Source organism: Acinetobacter sp. IRS14 (assembly GCF_034650275.1).
GTDB classification, from domain to species: Bacteria; Pseudomonadota; Gammaproteobacteria; order Pseudomonadales; family Moraxellaceae; genus Acinetobacter; species Acinetobacter oleivorans.
On record NZ_JAOVFN010000028.1, the window covers coordinates 15968 to 30581 of the forward strand.

A 14614-nucleotide genomic window follows, 5' to 3' on the forward strand; every position below is an offset into this window, starting at 1 on the left:
ATCAAGAGTGGTGCAATTTTATACAGTTTAAAGTTTGTATGAGCTTATTTAACTTTAACAAAAATAATATCTAGGTCTTTTTTAGGTACAAACTTGGTTTTAGTCATTTGAAATTGAGTTGGGCTAATCTTTTTAACTTCTCCATCCCAACAAAATGAAACCAGTTCATCTTTATCGCGCTCAATGGTGAGCTTAAAGTTTTCAATCGGCTTTGCCCAATTTGCACCCGTCGTCAAAATATAGCCCAGCGCACTAAACGGCGAATTTTCTGAACTGGCTTTGTTTAAGCCCTGCTTAAATTGTTTATCCATACAAAATTGCTGGTTATATTCGTCTGGATATAGAGCTACTGAGCCACCCACCAAAGGTTTATATTCATGCTGAATTTTAGTCAAACTATTGGCTTTAAAGGTCTGCTTCCAACTATAGATCACTTGAGATGACCACGGAATTACATCATCTTTTTTAAAATTGGCTAAAATTTTCTGTATTTTTGGCTTATTACACTTCTTTAGCTTACCTACATAATACTCATAATCATAGTTAGTACGAGTCCAAGGGTTTAGCATGTCTTTTTCATTAAAACCACACTGCTTAAACTCATCCGTTACATCAATCAGCTGTGATTTTTCATCTTTTTGAATAAACGTTCGCACGTGCATTTCTGGTTTAATATTTTTACCATTCACCACAATCTTAAAACTTTTTAAAAGCTCTTCAGTATGAGCAAAGTCAGACTCAAAGAAATTATCAATGCGTGGTAGCGGAAATAAAATCGTTTCAGTGACATCTTTATTGCTTAGGTTTTTATAGAGGTAGTCGACTTTAATTCGTTTTTTACTAATAAATAGATCTTCGCTTTGCATGGCAATCTGCGAGTTTTTGAGATATTGAATCCCACCTGTACCAACGTAACCCGTAGAATCATTGGCTAAGCCATAGGCAGATAGCGAAGCTAAAACAGCAAAGGTTAATGTAAATGTTTTCATTTTTAAGCGCTCTGTCATTTTCTAATTATGAAATGTCGATCTGCAATAAAGCATAACTGTTTAAGCCCAGATGCTGTTAATTTTTTCGTCCATGCATAGAAGCAAACAGAGTAATCTATTCTATATTTTTCAAAAAAGCCTTTTAGGTGGCAACCCTATCTATTTAAGTCTAAAAAATTTAATGAAAAGTTAGTTTTTGTCTTGTCATCTTTTTAGGCACACTTATTTTTCCAATAAAGTTAGTTAACCATAAAATGCATTCATCACGGTGTTCAAAGTGAGGAATCAAACTAAGGTCAATTTTTATATCTCTATCTGCCAAAGGTAAGCTCAAGCAATATTCAAAATCGATCGATTTATATTTCAACTTTAGGTCTTTTTCTTCGGCCTGCTTTTTTATTTCCGCCATAATGCGGTTAAGGTTAACAATCAAATTATTTGAAACTTGGTTGTTCTCATAGACACGTTCATAGACGTTTTCAGCAACGTCTATATATTTTATAAGCTCTGCGTTTTCATTCATCTTATTCACACTCTCTTTTTTTAAAGATTATGTACAGCTAAATGTTTAATTGCGTTACTTGGCTCGTTAGTTGTGTGAAAAGTGTATATTTCTCTTTATTAAAGAATACAGCTAAAATATTGTTATCTATAAAAATTAGTTAATCCTGAGTATATTTATATACATTTAATATTCTCGGAAATACTCTTTTACTCAAAAAGAAAAGTTAACTCAGTCTTGATTTTTGAGTAAAAAAACCGTCCCAGAAGGCGGTCGCTGAACTTTAAAACTAGTAGTTATATAGAAGATTTTTACAGTTCGAAGCGATTGCTCCCGAAAGACATGGCTCAGTTTCCTCATACTGTAATTGCTAGCGCCCCAATAAGCGAAAATGCACACCCTGTTTAAGACATTGAGTACGACTTAGAGATCAGAATAAAATCTCAACGCTTGAGGCGATCAATTTGTTCATTGATCAGATGTTGTGCAAGCCCAAGGTAGTCCCCTGACTTAATCTCCCAACTCTGTAACTGCCCATCAATGTTCATACGGGCAAGGCCATAAGCCAATGCACGAGTAGACAACAAGGCATCTTCAGCCGAAATACCGACTAGCTCTCCACTCGATACGGCATCATTCAGCAGTTGTCGCATCTGACGACGAATCTTGTCGTTGGCTGCTCGAAGCCCACTTCCCTCGAAATCGATGACTGCGCGTGTGGAAATTACTTGAAAGTGATGCGGATTTTCAAAGGCCCAAATCAGGAACGCCTGTCCCAATGCACGGTATCGCTCTAAGGGTGAGAGACTCGCTGCTTGTATGAGTGCCTGCTCGATTTGCATGGTGAGACGAACCATGGCCTCTTCTGCGACCGCATTCAGTAGTGCAGCTCTCGATGGAAAATGGCGAAACGGTGCGCCTGGTGAAACACCAGCCCGTTTAGCTGCCTCTCGAACAGTAACGGCTTCAATCCCATCCTCTTTTAAAAGAATCAACGTCGCATCAATAAGTGCGGTTTTAAGTGCGCCGTGGTGATAACCCCGTTGTGTGTCTGCCATGAATTTCATCACTTGTAAATTTACGATAGTTTAACTTTGACAGTACTTTGAGATCAATGTAATCTGTGCTTACATTAATCTCAGAGTGCTTCGTTATGAACACAAAGTTACTGGTCACAGGAATACTGGGGGTATTGCTTTTGGGATCGCAAGCCTATGCAAACGAGCCTATTGTTGGCGTATCACCTGTGCAGCAAAAAGATAATGCCACCCATTTGATCATTGACTCTCCAACAGATCATCAGGTCATTAAAGGGGTCGTCATTATTCGCTGGCATGCGCAGAATATTCGAATATTGTCTGTTTATGGTGATGCAGCGCTCGCAGTCAAACCAAAACTCGGCCACCTGCATGTCTCACTTGACCACAATTCTTGGCATTGGGTACAAGCTTCTGAAGAGCCAATCGTCCTTCAGGGACTGACTCCCGGTGAACATACGATCTCCATTGATTTAGCTGATGCGACACATCAAGTGTTAGATCATCAGACGTTGACGTTTGTAACCAACAACATAGATTCTAGAAATACGCATCCCCATTGACCAGTAATGGTGTAACACCCATAAAAAAAAACCGCCCCAGAAGGCGGTCGCTGAACTTAAAAGCAGCAGTATATAGAAGCAAGGTGGACGTTCACTTCTATATTTTTTTATGAAGGAGTTTTATTAGTTTTAATAAAATCCTCAGATTTAAAATAATTAATAATCATGTCTGCATGCTCTTCTTTTACAGGAGCAACAGTCACAGGAAACGCATCTTTCGACATCTTAAAACCTGGTGGCAAAAAATGCGAAATTGGTGGTAATTTAGGTTTTCCTCCTTCTGTGATTCGCTCGATAAAACCAGCTAACCAAAGAAGATACTCACCTTCATTTGCGAACTTCGGCATAACACTCAAATCAATCTGGACCTTGCACTCACTTAACGGTTTCGTTAAGTTTTCTTCAAAGTCTATATAGTTGTATTTGAGCTTAAACTCTGTTCCCTTGATGGCTTTTCGAATCTGACTAATTAAACAGTTAAGGTTCTGAGTAATGTCATCAGTGAATAAGCTATCTTTTTTAATATTTTTATAAACCTTTTCGGCTACAGCTAGATACTTTGGCATTAACCTCTCTCCGTACTATTGTTATAAAGTGCTGATCTATGAATGTTTTCTGTCTTTGATTATGCTTAAAGTAGTGTAATTAAAGGTATCCTTATTGGAGTGGTTTGTAATTAATTAGTTGTTTATGTAAATTGCACCATAAAAATACCTAAAAAAATTATGGTTTTGATAACTCATCCGCAAAATGAATGGTTGAATAGAGATAATTAGAAATATTTACTTTCATATTATTTTTTACCATTTGATAAAATTAATATGTTTTCATTTGCTTATCCCGTCGAACTAAACCAAGAACAGCTCGGCGCACTCGTATTTCTTCTTCAGAAAAAGGTAACTGTTCGATGAGTTCCTGAATTGAAAGAAAATTATTTTCTATCAAGAAGCAGTCTTGCTCTGTGGTCCAAGTGGAAGTAGTTGACTCAATTTGTTTTAAATAACGTTTCATATTTCCGAGTAGATTTGCTTGCACATATAAAAAGCCTGCCTTTAGAGCAAGCTTAGATTTTGCTTTGATCATTATTATAGCAGTCTGTAAACAATATGTTCAGTTGATCTTGTAGCCGATCATAGTCTATTACAAGCAGGTTTTAGAAAGTACAAACATATAGAATTTTATTTAGTAAATTTAGTTAAAAGTGCAAGAACCAAGAAGACCGCTAAGATAATAAAAACAATAAGCATAATTAAATTCTAATAAAAGTATTGTGAAAATTATAAATGATGAAATCAAAAAAGCCCACAAACTGTGGGCTTTCTAATGGTTATTTTGCGGCATTTACCCCAACAATAAACTGACTACAATTAGAACCTTCAGATGCGTTACCTAATTGCTTTTCAGAGAATTTAAATTTGGATGCAACTGACTCATAATCTTTTTTAAGGCTTTGGCCTGTTAGCTCACCAAGCTCTTTCACTTGTTCTGGCTTCAAGATGCCATGTTCAACCGCTTGATTTACCATGACACAGGCTGTAGTCATCGCGTCATAACGTGCAGCAGTTTTAGAGTAACCGAGAGCGCCTATTACACCACCAACAATTAAACCAATAATGACCGCTAAAGTTACGTGCATTTTATTCATTTTTTAAATACCTAAAAAACTAACGAAAAGACGAACACTTCAAAAGGAAGTGCTCAAGTCCAATTAGCATAGTCGTATTTACATGATATAAAAAGTTAGATTCTGTCACATTTATTGATAGGTTTAGATGCACATAAGCTATTAAGGTAAAAATGGCTGTGTTAGAAATACAAATCCGATGGAGAAAAAAGCATTATCGTGATGAGACATTTGGTTGCCATAACTTGCGTTTAATTGCACAAGGTCTTTATAGACCATGTATCGAAAACCTGTTTGGTAAAAGGTATCATTTCGGTCATTACCATATACTTCGGCAGTGAGTGTTAATGGATGAGTAAGTTGTGTTTCGGTTCCAATTCCCCACGTAGTTTGATTTTTATGCGTAGTATTTTCACGTAGCCAGCCAATATTAGTATGGATTAAAAACTTATCATCTAATGTAGAAAGACTTAAAGGAACGTTGACCGTCCAATCTTTTTTTGAAGAATCTTTGGTATTGATTTGTGTGCCAAAAGAAAACCCGACTCCCCAATCATTCGTTTCTAAAGGCTTTAATAAGGTTTTACCTTGTAAAGTTGCATAACTGACGTGCTCGGTATCATCGTTTACTCTTCCCAGCCCTACAGCAAATTCAAAATTGCCGCCAAAATTACAGGCTGGTGTTGCCCAATATTCTTTGCTGTCAGGATTATGCTGTACCCATGTTTCTAGCTGGCAAGTTTTTGGCGAAACAAGAGCAGCATCGTCCACAACCATAGGTCGTCCACTATGGCTAGCGTTAGATAATGCGAATAAACAGAAACCAGAAATAAGTGAGCGCTTCTTTAAAGTAAATAACACTGGCATCACTCCCATAAGTTATGGAGCACATGCAAGTACTGCAACCTGTCATGAATAAATCATGGGTTAATAATAGAAATGAAAAGATGAAAATAAAAAACCTCTTCTTGCATCCACAAAAAGAGGTCTGTCAGGACTTCAGTGGATACTTAGACTATTACCGATCGACTACTGTCACTCGAGCAAGTACTCACATTGAAGCTCCTAAAAATTAGTTGGGCGGATTCTAAAATTACCCTTGTTAAATATCAAGTTAAAATTTCATGACAATCTAAGCTATAGACTGATCGTAGGATCAAAGACTTAGAATGATGTTGAGTTTTTTGATTTTTATATAGTTTTCGATATTTGATAAGAATAAAAGATTTCAAAACTAAGACTTTCGGTTATGTATAACATATCCACCAACTAAACCAATAAAGCACCCCAGCAATACATCTATAAATCTGGTAAAGGCTATTGAATACAAATCAAAATTTGCACTCTCTAAAATTAAAGTATTCGCTTCGGCTTGTAAAATAGTTAAAAGGGTAATAAAAATAACTGCTAATGCATAATTCCGTGTAATAAAATATTCAACAACAAACATTAACAACATAACAGCTATAGCGATGCCCCACCCATTTAATAGTTGAGACAATATTAAAACTGTAACTCCTCCTCCAATCATTGTACCGAGTACACGATGTAAAATTTTACTAAAAACATCTCTAAAATTAGTCTGTTGTAATACGATCAAACAACTTACAGAAACCCAATAATAATTTTTTAACTCAAATATTTTAGAAAAGAAAACTGCTATACCGACAAATAAAGCAATAATAATAGACTCACTAATTACATAGTTAAAATCATAATTAAAAGAAGGTGTAGATAATTTTTCTTTCTTTTTGTGCAACATACATACGCTATAAATCATAGCTAAAAAGCTTGCAAATAGTGCACCCAAAAACATCATTCCCACATTAAATGGAATTTGTGAAATCGCTATATTTGAGTTTGTGCCAACACTTAATGCAATAATAAAGAATAATCCACTAGGTGGACCTACTCTAAAAAATCGGCATATCACCAAAATAGCAAATGTCATCAGAGAAAAAATAATAAATAAAGGAAACTCTAATGAGTGACTCAGTAAACCGACTAAATAGCTAAAACTAATACCTACTGTTGCACAGGTCATTGTTAAAAAACGGTAGTGTAAAGGTGTATTATTCGGCGTATAGAGAAATATCATTCCACCTAAGCTTGAGATCAAACCGTATTCAATATGTCCCAAATATATAGCCAAAAAAATTGGTAAACTTGTTGCTAAGGCTGCTGTTAAAGGAAGTTCCCAAGTCCTATCACTCTTTTGTAATAAAAATAATCCTATTAATTCTTGTTTTAATATTTTGATAAATCTACTCATCATTATTACCAAATAAAATTAAGTAAGGTATATGCGGAATGTTGAGTTAAAAGCTGTCCCACTAGTTTAACTAGAGGAACAGCTCTTTTTTTAATTATTTTCTTTAACCCACAAATCAGCCTGATAGTCTTTTACAATATCAACAAAACTCTCAGGTAATAAGTTTCTAAATAACTTCACCTCACCCGACACAACTTTCACAATACGCTCAATAAGTTCCTCAGGACTATACTGTTCTAAAGGAAATTTGAAGCTGTCTTCAGTCAGCTGGGTAAAGTTTTTCTTTGGATCGTACCATTTTTTCATTTCTAGCATTTGAGCATCATTGAAGCCAGTGTCGTAAGGCCCAGGATTAACAACCGTCACCTTAATATTGTAGTCTTTGAGTTCCTCACTCAAGACTTCTGCCATGGCCTCTATGGCATGTTTTGTTGCGCAGTACGGACCTGTTAATGCTTTTGTGATTAACCCTGCAACAGATGAAATAAAAATGATTTGTCCAGCAATATTAGATTTCACCATATTTTGAATAATGCTTTGCGTTAAAGCTAAAGCTGAGAAAACATTGACATCAAAGTTTCTTTTAAAATGTTCCATTGGTATTTCTGCTAATGGACCAGTTTCTGCGATACCTGCATTATTAATCAGTACATCGACATTCCAAGTAGCTGCCCTTTCTCGATCTTCTGCATTCGAAATATCTAGCTTTTCAACTGTTAAATTAACATTTTGCTTTACTGCGAATTCTTTTAAGCTTTCTATTTCAGATAAGGCGTAAACTGAAGCAATCACCTGATTACCTGCTTTAGCAAGCGCAATTGCCATTAATTTTCCTAATCCAGTTCCAGCACCAGTTACTAATACTTTTTTCATTGCGTAAACCCTACATTTTTTAGAAAATATTCTGAACACATTTGTGCCATTTCTTTATCTTGTTCTGCTGTTCCACCAGAGACACCTATACTTCCTATAAACTCTCCAACCTGATTTAGAAGTGGCACACCACCAGCGATTGTACTTAGGCCTCCGTTACTAAACTCTATAGACCAAATGGGCATATTCGGTTGTGATAGCCGTCCAAGCTCTTGAGTTTCTGTCCGAAATAAGCACGCTGTTTTAGCTTTCATCAAAGCAAGGTCAATTGACCCTAGCATTGAATGATCCATTCTTTGGAAAGCAAGTAAATTTGCAGATTCATCATAGATTGCAAAACAAAAGCTGAGTTGCTGTTGACTGGCTAAATCTACTCCGAATGAAATCATTTTCTTTGCCCAAATATGTTTCATAAAGATTTACCTTCCCATCGAATACTCTTCTTGATTCATAAAAATAGTATTTGAATAAGTAAGTTCATAATAGTAGCTTTGAAATTCAAACAGCTTGAAGCCAGGGTTCAAAATGGATCATTACAAACGTATGGTTATTTTTACTAAAGTAGTGGAACAAGGATCGATGAGTGGTGCGGCAAGAATTCTCAATATGTCCCCATCTGCTGTAAGTCAACAAATTCGATATTTAGAAAAAATTAGTGGAATTACCTTAATACATCGCTCAACAAGAAAATTATCTTTAACTGAAATTGGACAGCGATATTATTTTTATTGCAAACAAGTTGCTCAAGCGGCAGAAAATGCTCAAGCATTATTAGATACCGAAAAAAAAGAACCTTTTGGAGAGTTACGAATTTCAGCACCAGTCGGTTTATCTAATTATTTTATAGAAAGCTTAAAAGACTGGTCTCGGGCTCTACCGCACCTTAATTTAAACATTCAGGTTCAAGATCAATATATCGATCTGATTACAGAACGGATTGATTTGGCTATACGTGTTGGGGAAATGCCAAGCTCTTCATTTATTGCTCACAAAATCTCTGAAATGCATATGAAACTTTATGCTTCCCCTGCTTGGGTAGAAAAACATGGAATGCCCACTCATCCCAATGAGTTAGGTGATGAAAACTGGCTACATTTACAATATGCAACTAACGATACGATGATTCAAAAATATTTTTTTCATGAATCAACTTACACAAGTTACTATGGGGAAATTAAGCCCAAGTACCTGACCAACAATACTTTAATTCTTCATAAAATGTGTGAACAAGGCTATGGTGTTTGTTGTTTAAGTACATTTGAAGCTGAACAAGCATTATCAGAGGGTAAACTTGTTAAAGTACTCGATGACTGGAATGTTGGTACCATGAACATATGGGCAGTTACTACGCAGAAAAATACGAAATCAGCAAAAGTGACTCAGGCTATTGAATATATAAAGAAAAAACTCAAGCCAATCCAACCTTAACTTGCTCCTAGAGATATATAATTTAATAGCCTTACTTAAAAGTATTTTTCAGCCTTAAAGAAAGCCGTATGGAAATATACGACTTTTGTTATGAATAAATATTGGACTAAAAACACTAGTTATTCTTATTTAAAATTCTTTTACTTCGCTTCTGTTTTTTTGCTTGGCACAGACATAGGGATAGCCATCTTACCCGTACCTAACCCGCGGAAAAAATAATTAATGATATATAGAAATAAAAGACCAAAATAAAAAATCGGGAAAATACTAAATAAGCTGACTGCTATTTCCCAGAACATCACCCCCACTCTGTAATTATAACTAAATGCTATAAGTCCACCTTTACGTCTAGGTCTGTGCTGAGAAATATCATCATCAATAAAGTGAAAAATGCCCATAATCAAACATATAGCAAATGTACTTGAGACTAAAGTCTTTTTAATTAGAGGCTTTTCTAACCAAGGGTATTTTTTTGAAGATTCAAACTCGGCTTTGAAAAAGAATTTATAAATTTCCTCTTGATAAGCTTTATTAATTCCATGTTCTTTAATAAAAAAATAACATACTGTACAGCCTAGAAAGAACATGACTATAGTTATGTAAAGGCTATAAAGAATCGTAAAAAACGGTAATGGGCCTTTCGTACCAACAGTCACATGCATAGTTTGTGTGATGTATTGATATAGCTCGTATTGCCATTCATTTTTAGGATAAGCAGGAAATACAAATAAAGGAATAATAAAAAGAATGGAACATATAGCTATATTTCCTTTGTTCTCCTTACTTTTCAGTACAATAGTAGACAGAAAGTTTTTAGAGGCCATATCTATATCTTACAATTTGGAATCATGTGTTTAGTTTTATAAAATTCATCAAAAGCCTTCATGTCATCTAACCATGGGGTTATAGTTTCTAGATAAAGTTGATTGATATTTTTTAATGCCAGTAGCCTTGGTGAAGAATAATTTTTTTGCTGAATTTTTTGATTATATTGTTGTACAAACATAAGCTTTAAGCATAATCCTCGAATAGCATCTTTATCAAAAGATGGATAGTTTGAATATTTATTTAGGATATAGTCCATTTCTTTATGTCCATCATTCCAACTATAAAATAAATTCAAACCCTTTAAATCTTTAATATATATCTCATCATTAAGTGGGCTTAATTCAAGGCCTCGTTTTAAAATAAGACTATGAATTTCACTATCCTCAGCTAGATCTAACCAAAAGAATGAAGATAAGACTTCTTCAGCAATTTGAACTCTATTTCTTTCTGTATGTTTAGGATACACAATAAAAAAATAATATAATCCCAGAAAAATTATAAAGAATAATATAATAGAAAGTAATCTCCAGAAATTAGTACCTTTTATAATATTCATAACAATCCATTCATTTTATTTAATATCTTGTGAGGCAACTTTACTTTATGTTTTAGATGAAATCAAAAGAAGAGAGAAAATTTCCTTGAATGAAATATATACTTATTTTATTTGTGCTCTTTTATGTTCAAAAGAGCACTTTTTTAAAGGGAACTTTGAGATATTTCCAAGCTATCAATTTAAAATTTCATGACAATCTAAGCTATAGAAAAACTGCTTATTTTTGCTCGGTAAGATGCTGAGTTACCGCATTAAAAAATAAACTTTTTTCATTATCAAGCTCAGCGGATGGCATTGCAGTTTCCCATGTACTCCACTGCATCATGACAATCTTGTCTTTAGGGTTAATTGCTAGCATTTGTCCAAAGATGCCCAGTCCCCAGAAAGTTTCATCAGAATTTTGTGTGCTTAATGGCGAACCTTTTTTGGCATGTGAATTCCACCATTGAAAACCATATATGCCTTTTGGGTAGTTTTCTGAAACAGAGCCTTTCGCTTGATTCCATTTGGTCGCTTGTGTAGTCCAACCTTCGGGTAGCATTTTGTCTCCATTAGAAACGCGCCCATCATTCAATATAAATTGTCCGAAACGCGCATAATCACGTAACGTTGCATTAAACCCATGTCCACCCATGTCAACTTGATTGCGGGTATAAGACTGCCAAACACCTTCTCGCTCCATACCTACCCGTTTCCAGACGTTATCTTCTAAGTATTTAGCAATATTTTCATGTGTAGCAGCTTCTAACACTTTACCCACCAGATATGCACCACCTGTGCTATATGACCATACCGTTCCCGGTTCATATTTCGCTTTCAAGTTTTTCACATTTTTATAGACACAAGCATCTGGATTGTTAGCTGCCTCACAATAGGTCATTTTTGCAAAATCTGAATTTGGATCTTTATAGTTTTCATTCCATTCAACGCCTGATGTATGCTGCAAAAGCTGTTTTAAGGATACTTTTTCCCAAGCAGTTCCTTTCAAATCTGGTAAGTATTGAATGATTGGATCATCTACTGATTTGATTTTACCTTGTTCAATAGCGACTCCAATTAATGTTGCCACAATAGACTTTGCCACTGAACGAGAAGTCCATAGAGTCGTTTCATTGTTGCCTTGTCCATAATATTCATAAGCAATTTTGCCGTCTTTTAATACGATTAAACCTGCAACACTTTGATTTTTCAAGTAATCATTTAAATTATAATTTTTGCCATCTACCGAGTAATGGATATCCTTATTTTTAATGCTGTTCTTTAGTTTTGGAAGTGCAAGTATGTTCTTCTTATCAGGGTGAAAAACACTGCCATCATAACTACGGAATGTATTTCGAAAGCCCACCACCCTTTGCTGTTGCGTCCATGTCAACATATCATGTGGGTCAGGTAATTTTTTATCCACGGTCGTTGGACAGTCCTTTAGTTCCAACTGCTGACAGCTATATTCAGCACAAGCGACACTACTGACGAATAGACCAGTGAACAGTAGGCTCATTTTTGTAATCTTCATCTTTTTTTCCCTTAGTAGAGCTTAATTTGAGTGACTAAACCGACAATCACATTGCTATTGAAGGCTTTTCCTGTAGAGCGGTAGTAGTTATCTGGATTCCAGATGTATTGTACGAATGGGCTTAGAGTCAGACGTTTGTAATTAATATCGGTATCTAAAGAAAGAAAAGAGGTTGTTTTATTATTATTGCCATTAATTTTTTCTGTCATTAAAACATAATCATTATTGAGTTGAGACTGACCGAATTTCACGCCTAAATGATTTTTACCTTGATTGATTTTGTAGCTTAATCCAAGCTCCCAATAATTTTTATAAGGCTGGTTTTTCTCATCAATATATGAGTAAGCACCAAATACAGTTGGAATATTCTGATTATTAAAATCATGGTTAAACCTAAAATTCAAACCATCTGTACCATCATATTTTTCTTGAGTATATGCATTACGATATTCAGAATTATTATAAAAATATAATAACTCTGCTTTAGTATTTTTATCTTTATATCCCATACCATATACTTGGGTATAACCTAGTTGGTGATGAAAGGAAAAATCTAATCCTTTTTTCTTATAGACATAATCATCTGTGTTGACCTCAAAAACCCCTGCATGCATATAGATATGCTCTGATAAATTATATTTGGCATACCCCCCCAATACGCATAGTTAGTCGGCAATGAACCCATTGCCCCTTTAATCGGGTCAGTACATAAAAGGATATTTTGACAATTGTTATAGAGGAAATATCTTCTTAGATTAGTACGCCCAACGGAAGTATAGAGTTTCTTATCATTCCAATACTTATCCCAAGTCAGCAAACTGAGTTGGGATGAAGCCAAATCATTGGCAGCAATTGCTCCACCGACATAACTTCCTACTCCTCCAAACCAATTGTTTGAGGTATTTAGCTGTGCATCATCATTTAAACCATTAAACACATATTGTGCTTTTAGAACCCCAAAATCCTGACTTTCATTCGCTAATTTAATTTCAGTATTTAAAAACAAGCCTGCTGAATTAGTAAAATTGTCATCTACATTACTTTCTTGGCTATACATCGCTAAATCAATAAAATTAGCTGTGAACTTAAAATTATCTTTTAGGCTAACTTCTGCATTTGCACTCATAGTATATAAAAGCACGAGTGTACCTATACATCCTTGTTTAGATATATACATAGAATCCTTTCCTTTAAATATAATTAATCACTTTCCAAGCTTTATATTTTTATAATTAAAAACTTGGTATAACGATTATTTCTAGCTCAATTTAATATTTATTAAATCTGATAGTTTTTGAATCTCCTCCACCACAAATTAATAAATTATATTTAATAAATATCGATAATTTTGGGCTTACTCATTTATTTCAGTCTCATTTGATAAATCTGATTTCAACATATTTATATTGGTTTTACTTGTGTGCTAATGACATCAATTTTGTCTAAAAATGACATATAACCCTTAACCCCTTAGGCTATTAAATAATCAAAAAAATCACCCAAATCCTAATAAAAAATACTCAAGCAATCTCTTCCGTTCATCTGGTTTGTTTGGGTCTAAAAGCTGAACCATTGCTCCATCAATCACAAACAAAAACATGTGTGCATCTTGTTTTGAAGCATTTTCATTCGTTGTTAAAAGCAGTTTATAGATTTCATTAATAAACCAATTTCGGTAGTCAACGACCACCTGATAGGCCTTTGAATGTGTTTTCGCAATTTCAAAAATAGCTTTAAAAGGTAAATGGTAAAGCCCTTCTAAGTCGGCATGTAAAAAGTAAAGCTTGCGCAGTTTTTCAACTAGGGTTAATTCTTTTTGAATATGAATGATTGAAAGCACTTCTTGTTTAAGGCCATCTGTTTGAAAGGTTAGGCTCATTTCAATGAGACGTTCTTTTGAGTGAAAGTAGTTATAAAAAGTCGCTTTGGGGATTTTCGCCGACTCAACAATTCGGTCTACCCCGACATTGTGAAAGCCGTATTTATTAAAAAGATAGCGGGAAGTGTGCAATACGCTTAAAGCACGGAATGGGAGATCTGAATGTGGCATATTTTTACCGTTATAAAAAATTATTGTTGTATATAAATGAGATATAAAAAACCGTTGCCATTTTCGGGAGAAAAAAAGGCATAGCAAAGCCCGTAAAGACCGTGCTTGGCACATCTCAAGTTTTATTGTTGATTAAGTTTTTGGTTAAGCCGAATTAAAGTCTGAAAAGCTTAATAGCTATCAAACTGCTTTACATGTTTAAGTTGTGTCGTTATAGCTTTTGGCAAAGGCTGCCAAGAAATAATGGATGTGCAAAGCCAACTCCTTTTTATTGGGAGTTCTACCAGACATTAAAATTATGGTGGCAGAACGGAAGAGGGTTAGCAGACTGGTGAAAGATATAACCAGCACACCCGAAGGTGTCCCTCTCCCGTCCTAC

Annotated in this window: 17 protein-coding genes and 1 pseudogene; 2 read left to right on the top strand and 16 right to left on the bottom strand. The window is 34.9% G+C overall.

The window, feature by feature from the left end; genetic code table 11:
• Positions 1-44 precede the first annotated feature (44 nt).
• The 3 genes from ODQ17_RS17440 to ODQ17_RS17450 all read right to left on the bottom strand — a co-directional run bounded on the left by ODQ17_RS17440 (position 45) and on the right by ODQ17_RS17450 (position 2558).
• Positions 45-989 carry a DUF4424 family protein gene (locus tag ODQ17_RS17440; protein ID WP_322905244.1) on the bottom strand — a complete coding sequence of 315 codons (945 nt, stop codon included), beginning with the start codon at positions 987-989 and terminating at the stop codon, positions 45-47.
• A gap of 178 nt (positions 990-1167) precedes the next feature.
• On the bottom strand, positions 1168-1512 hold the full coding sequence (locus tag ODQ17_RS17445; RefSeq protein ID WP_151767691.1) for a hypothetical protein: 345 nt from the start codon (positions 1510-1512) through the stop codon (positions 1168-1170).
• 422 nt (positions 1513-1934) lie between these two features.
• Positions 1935-2558: a TetR/AcrR family transcriptional regulator gene (locus ODQ17_RS17450; protein ID WP_322905247.1), complete on the bottom strand. Its 624-nt coding sequence runs from the start codon at positions 2556-2558 to the stop codon at positions 1935-1937.
• A 131-nt stretch (positions 2559-2689) separates the two neighbouring features.
• Here ODQ17_RS17450 and ODQ17_RS17455 point away from each other — a divergent pair, with 131 nt between their 5' ends.
• Positions 2690-3091, top strand: coding sequence for a DUF6130 family protein (locus ODQ17_RS17455; protein ID WP_322905249.1), 402 nt, complete (start codon positions 2690-2692; stop codon positions 3089-3091).
• Positions 3092-3198: 107 nt separating this feature from the next.
• Here the strand turns inward: ODQ17_RS17455 and ODQ17_RS17460 are convergent, their stop codons facing one another.
• The 7 genes from ODQ17_RS17460 to ODQ17_RS17490 all read right to left on the bottom strand — a co-directional run bounded on the left by ODQ17_RS17460 (position 3199) and on the right by ODQ17_RS17490 (position 8273).
• The gene (locus tag ODQ17_RS17460; protein WP_016138631.1) at positions 3199-3657 is read right to left on the bottom strand and encodes a hypothetical protein; all 459 of its coding nucleotides are present in this window, start codon (positions 3655-3657) and stop codon (positions 3199-3201) included.
• A gap of 250 nt (positions 3658-3907) precedes the next feature.
• On the bottom strand, positions 3908-4102 hold the full coding sequence (locus tag ODQ17_RS17465) for a hypothetical protein (RefSeq protein ID WP_252061358.1): 195 nt from the start codon (positions 4100-4102) through the stop codon (positions 3908-3910).
• Positions 4103-4418: 316 nt separating this feature from the next.
• Positions 4419-4736: a hypothetical protein gene (locus ODQ17_RS17470; protein WP_005041709.1), complete on the bottom strand. Its 318-nt coding sequence runs from the start codon at positions 4734-4736 to the stop codon at positions 4419-4421.
• 141 nt (positions 4737-4877) lie between these two features.
• On the bottom strand, positions 4878-5582 hold the full coding sequence (locus ODQ17_RS17475) for a hypothetical protein (protein WP_322905252.1): 705 nt from the start codon (positions 5580-5582) through the stop codon (positions 4878-4880).
• Between the two features lie 367 nt (positions 5583-5949).
• Positions 5950-6987, bottom strand: a complete 1038-nt coding sequence (locus ODQ17_RS17480; protein ID WP_322905255.1) for an FUSC family protein — start codon at positions 6985-6987, stop codon at positions 5950-5952.
• A gap of 90 nt (positions 6988-7077) precedes the next feature.
• On the bottom strand, positions 7078-7860 hold the full coding sequence (locus ODQ17_RS17485; RefSeq protein WP_322905257.1) for an SDR family oxidoreductase: 783 nt from the start codon (positions 7858-7860) through the stop codon (positions 7078-7080).
• Entirely contained in the window at positions 7857-8273 is a 417-nt protein-coding gene (locus tag ODQ17_RS17490) for a GlcG/HbpS family heme-binding protein (RefSeq protein WP_322905259.1), read from the bottom strand. The genes ODQ17_RS17485 and ODQ17_RS17490 overlap by 4 nt, the downstream gene beginning before the upstream one ends.
• Before the next feature lie 112 nt (positions 8274-8385).
• Here ODQ17_RS17490 and ODQ17_RS17495 point away from each other — a divergent pair, with 112 nt between their 5' ends.
• The gene (locus tag ODQ17_RS17495; protein ID WP_322905261.1) at positions 8386-9288 is read left to right on the top strand and encodes a LysR family transcriptional regulator; all 903 of its coding nucleotides are present in this window, start codon (positions 8386-8388) and stop codon (positions 9286-9288) included.
• 115 nt (positions 9289-9403) lie between these two features.
• Here the strand turns inward: ODQ17_RS17495 and ODQ17_RS17500 are convergent.
• The 6 genes and pseudogenes from ODQ17_RS17500 to ODQ17_RS17525 form a co-directional block, all read right to left on the bottom strand.
• Positions 9404-10112 (bottom strand): annotated as a pseudogene (locus tag ODQ17_RS17500) (hypothetical protein).
• Positions 10113-10114: 2 nt separating this feature from the next.
• Positions 10115-10672, bottom strand: coding sequence for a hypothetical protein (locus ODQ17_RS17505; RefSeq protein ID WP_322905265.1), 558 nt, complete (start codon positions 10670-10672; stop codon positions 10115-10117).
• Positions 10673-10889: 217 nt separating this feature from the next.
• On the bottom strand, positions 10890-12185 hold the full coding sequence (locus tag ODQ17_RS17510) for a serine hydrolase domain-containing protein (RefSeq protein ID WP_322905267.1): 1296 nt from the start codon (positions 12183-12185) through the stop codon (positions 10890-10892).
• 11 nt (positions 12186-12196) lie between these two features.
• Complete coding sequence (locus ODQ17_RS17515; protein ID WP_322905269.1) at positions 12197-12799, bottom strand: carbohydrate porin; 603 nt, start codon at positions 12797-12799, stop codon at positions 12197-12199.
• Positions 12739-13311, bottom strand: a complete 573-nt coding sequence (locus ODQ17_RS17520; RefSeq protein WP_322905271.1) for a hypothetical protein — start codon at positions 13309-13311, stop codon at positions 12739-12741. Before ODQ17_RS17520 ends, ODQ17_RS17515 begins: the two co-directional genes overlap by 61 nt.
• Positions 13312-13680: 369 nt before the next feature.
• Positions 13681-14235, bottom strand: a complete 555-nt coding sequence (locus ODQ17_RS17525) for a TetR/AcrR family transcriptional regulator (protein WP_322905273.1) — start codon at positions 14233-14235, stop codon at positions 13681-13683.
• Between the last annotated feature and the right edge of the window lie 379 nt (positions 14236-14614).

Bases quoted from the DNA above. Each gene is read 5' to 3' on its own strand.
- ODQ17_RS17440 (WP_322905244.1), bottom strand. From the start codon at position 989: ATGAAAACATTTACATTAACCTTTGCTGTTTTAGCTTCGCTATCTGCC.
- ODQ17_RS17445 (WP_151767691.1), bottom strand. From the start codon at position 1,512: ATGAATGAAAACGCAGAGCTTATAAAATATATAGACGTTGCTGAAAAC.
- ODQ17_RS17450 (WP_322905247.1), bottom strand. From the start codon at position 2,558: ATGAAATTCATGGCAGACACACAACGGGGTTATCACCACGGCGCACTT.
- ODQ17_RS17460 (WP_016138631.1), bottom strand. From the start codon at position 3,657: ATGCCAAAGTATCTAGCTGTAGCCGAAAAGGTTTATAAAAATATTAAA.
- ODQ17_RS17465 (WP_252061358.1), bottom strand. From the start codon at position 4,102: ATGAAACGTTATTTAAAACAAATTGAGTCAACTACTTCCACTTGGACC.
- ODQ17_RS17470 (WP_005041709.1), bottom strand. From the start codon at position 4,736: ATGAATAAAATGCACGTAACTTTAGCGGTCATTATTGGTTTAATTGTT.
- ODQ17_RS17475 (WP_322905252.1), bottom strand. From the start codon at position 5,582: ATGCCAGTGTTATTTACTTTAAAGAAGCGCTCACTTATTTCTGGTTTC.
- ODQ17_RS17480 (WP_322905255.1), bottom strand. From the start codon at position 6,987: ATGAGTAGATTTATCAAAATATTAAAACAAGAATTAATAGGATTATTT.
- ODQ17_RS17485 (WP_322905257.1), bottom strand. From the start codon at position 7,860: ATGAAAAAAGTATTAGTAACTGGTGCTGGAACTGGATTAGGAAAATTA.
- ODQ17_RS17490 (WP_322905259.1), bottom strand. From the start codon at position 8,273: ATGAAACATATTTGGGCAAAGAAAATGATTTCATTCGGAGTAGATTTA.
- ODQ17_RS17495 (WP_322905261.1), top strand. From the start codon at position 8,386: ATGGATCATTACAAACGTATGGTTATTTTTACTAAAGTAGTGGAACAA.
- ODQ17_RS17505 (WP_322905265.1), bottom strand. From the start codon at position 10,672: ATGAATATTATAAAAGGTACTAATTTCTGGAGATTACTTTCTATTATA.
- ODQ17_RS17510 (WP_322905267.1), bottom strand. From the start codon at position 12,185: ATGAAGATTACAAAAATGAGCCTACTGTTCACTGGTCTATTCGTCAGT.
- ODQ17_RS17515 (WP_322905269.1), bottom strand. From the start codon at position 12,799: ATGCATGCAGGGGTTTTTGAGGTCAACACAGATGATTATGTCTATAAG.
- ODQ17_RS17520 (WP_322905271.1), bottom strand. From the start codon at position 13,311: ATGAGTGCAAATGCAGAAGTTAGCCTAAAAGATAATTTTAAGTTCACA.
- ODQ17_RS17525 (WP_322905273.1), bottom strand. From the start codon at position 14,235: ATGCCACATTCAGATCTCCCATTCCGTGCTTTAAGCGTATTGCACACT.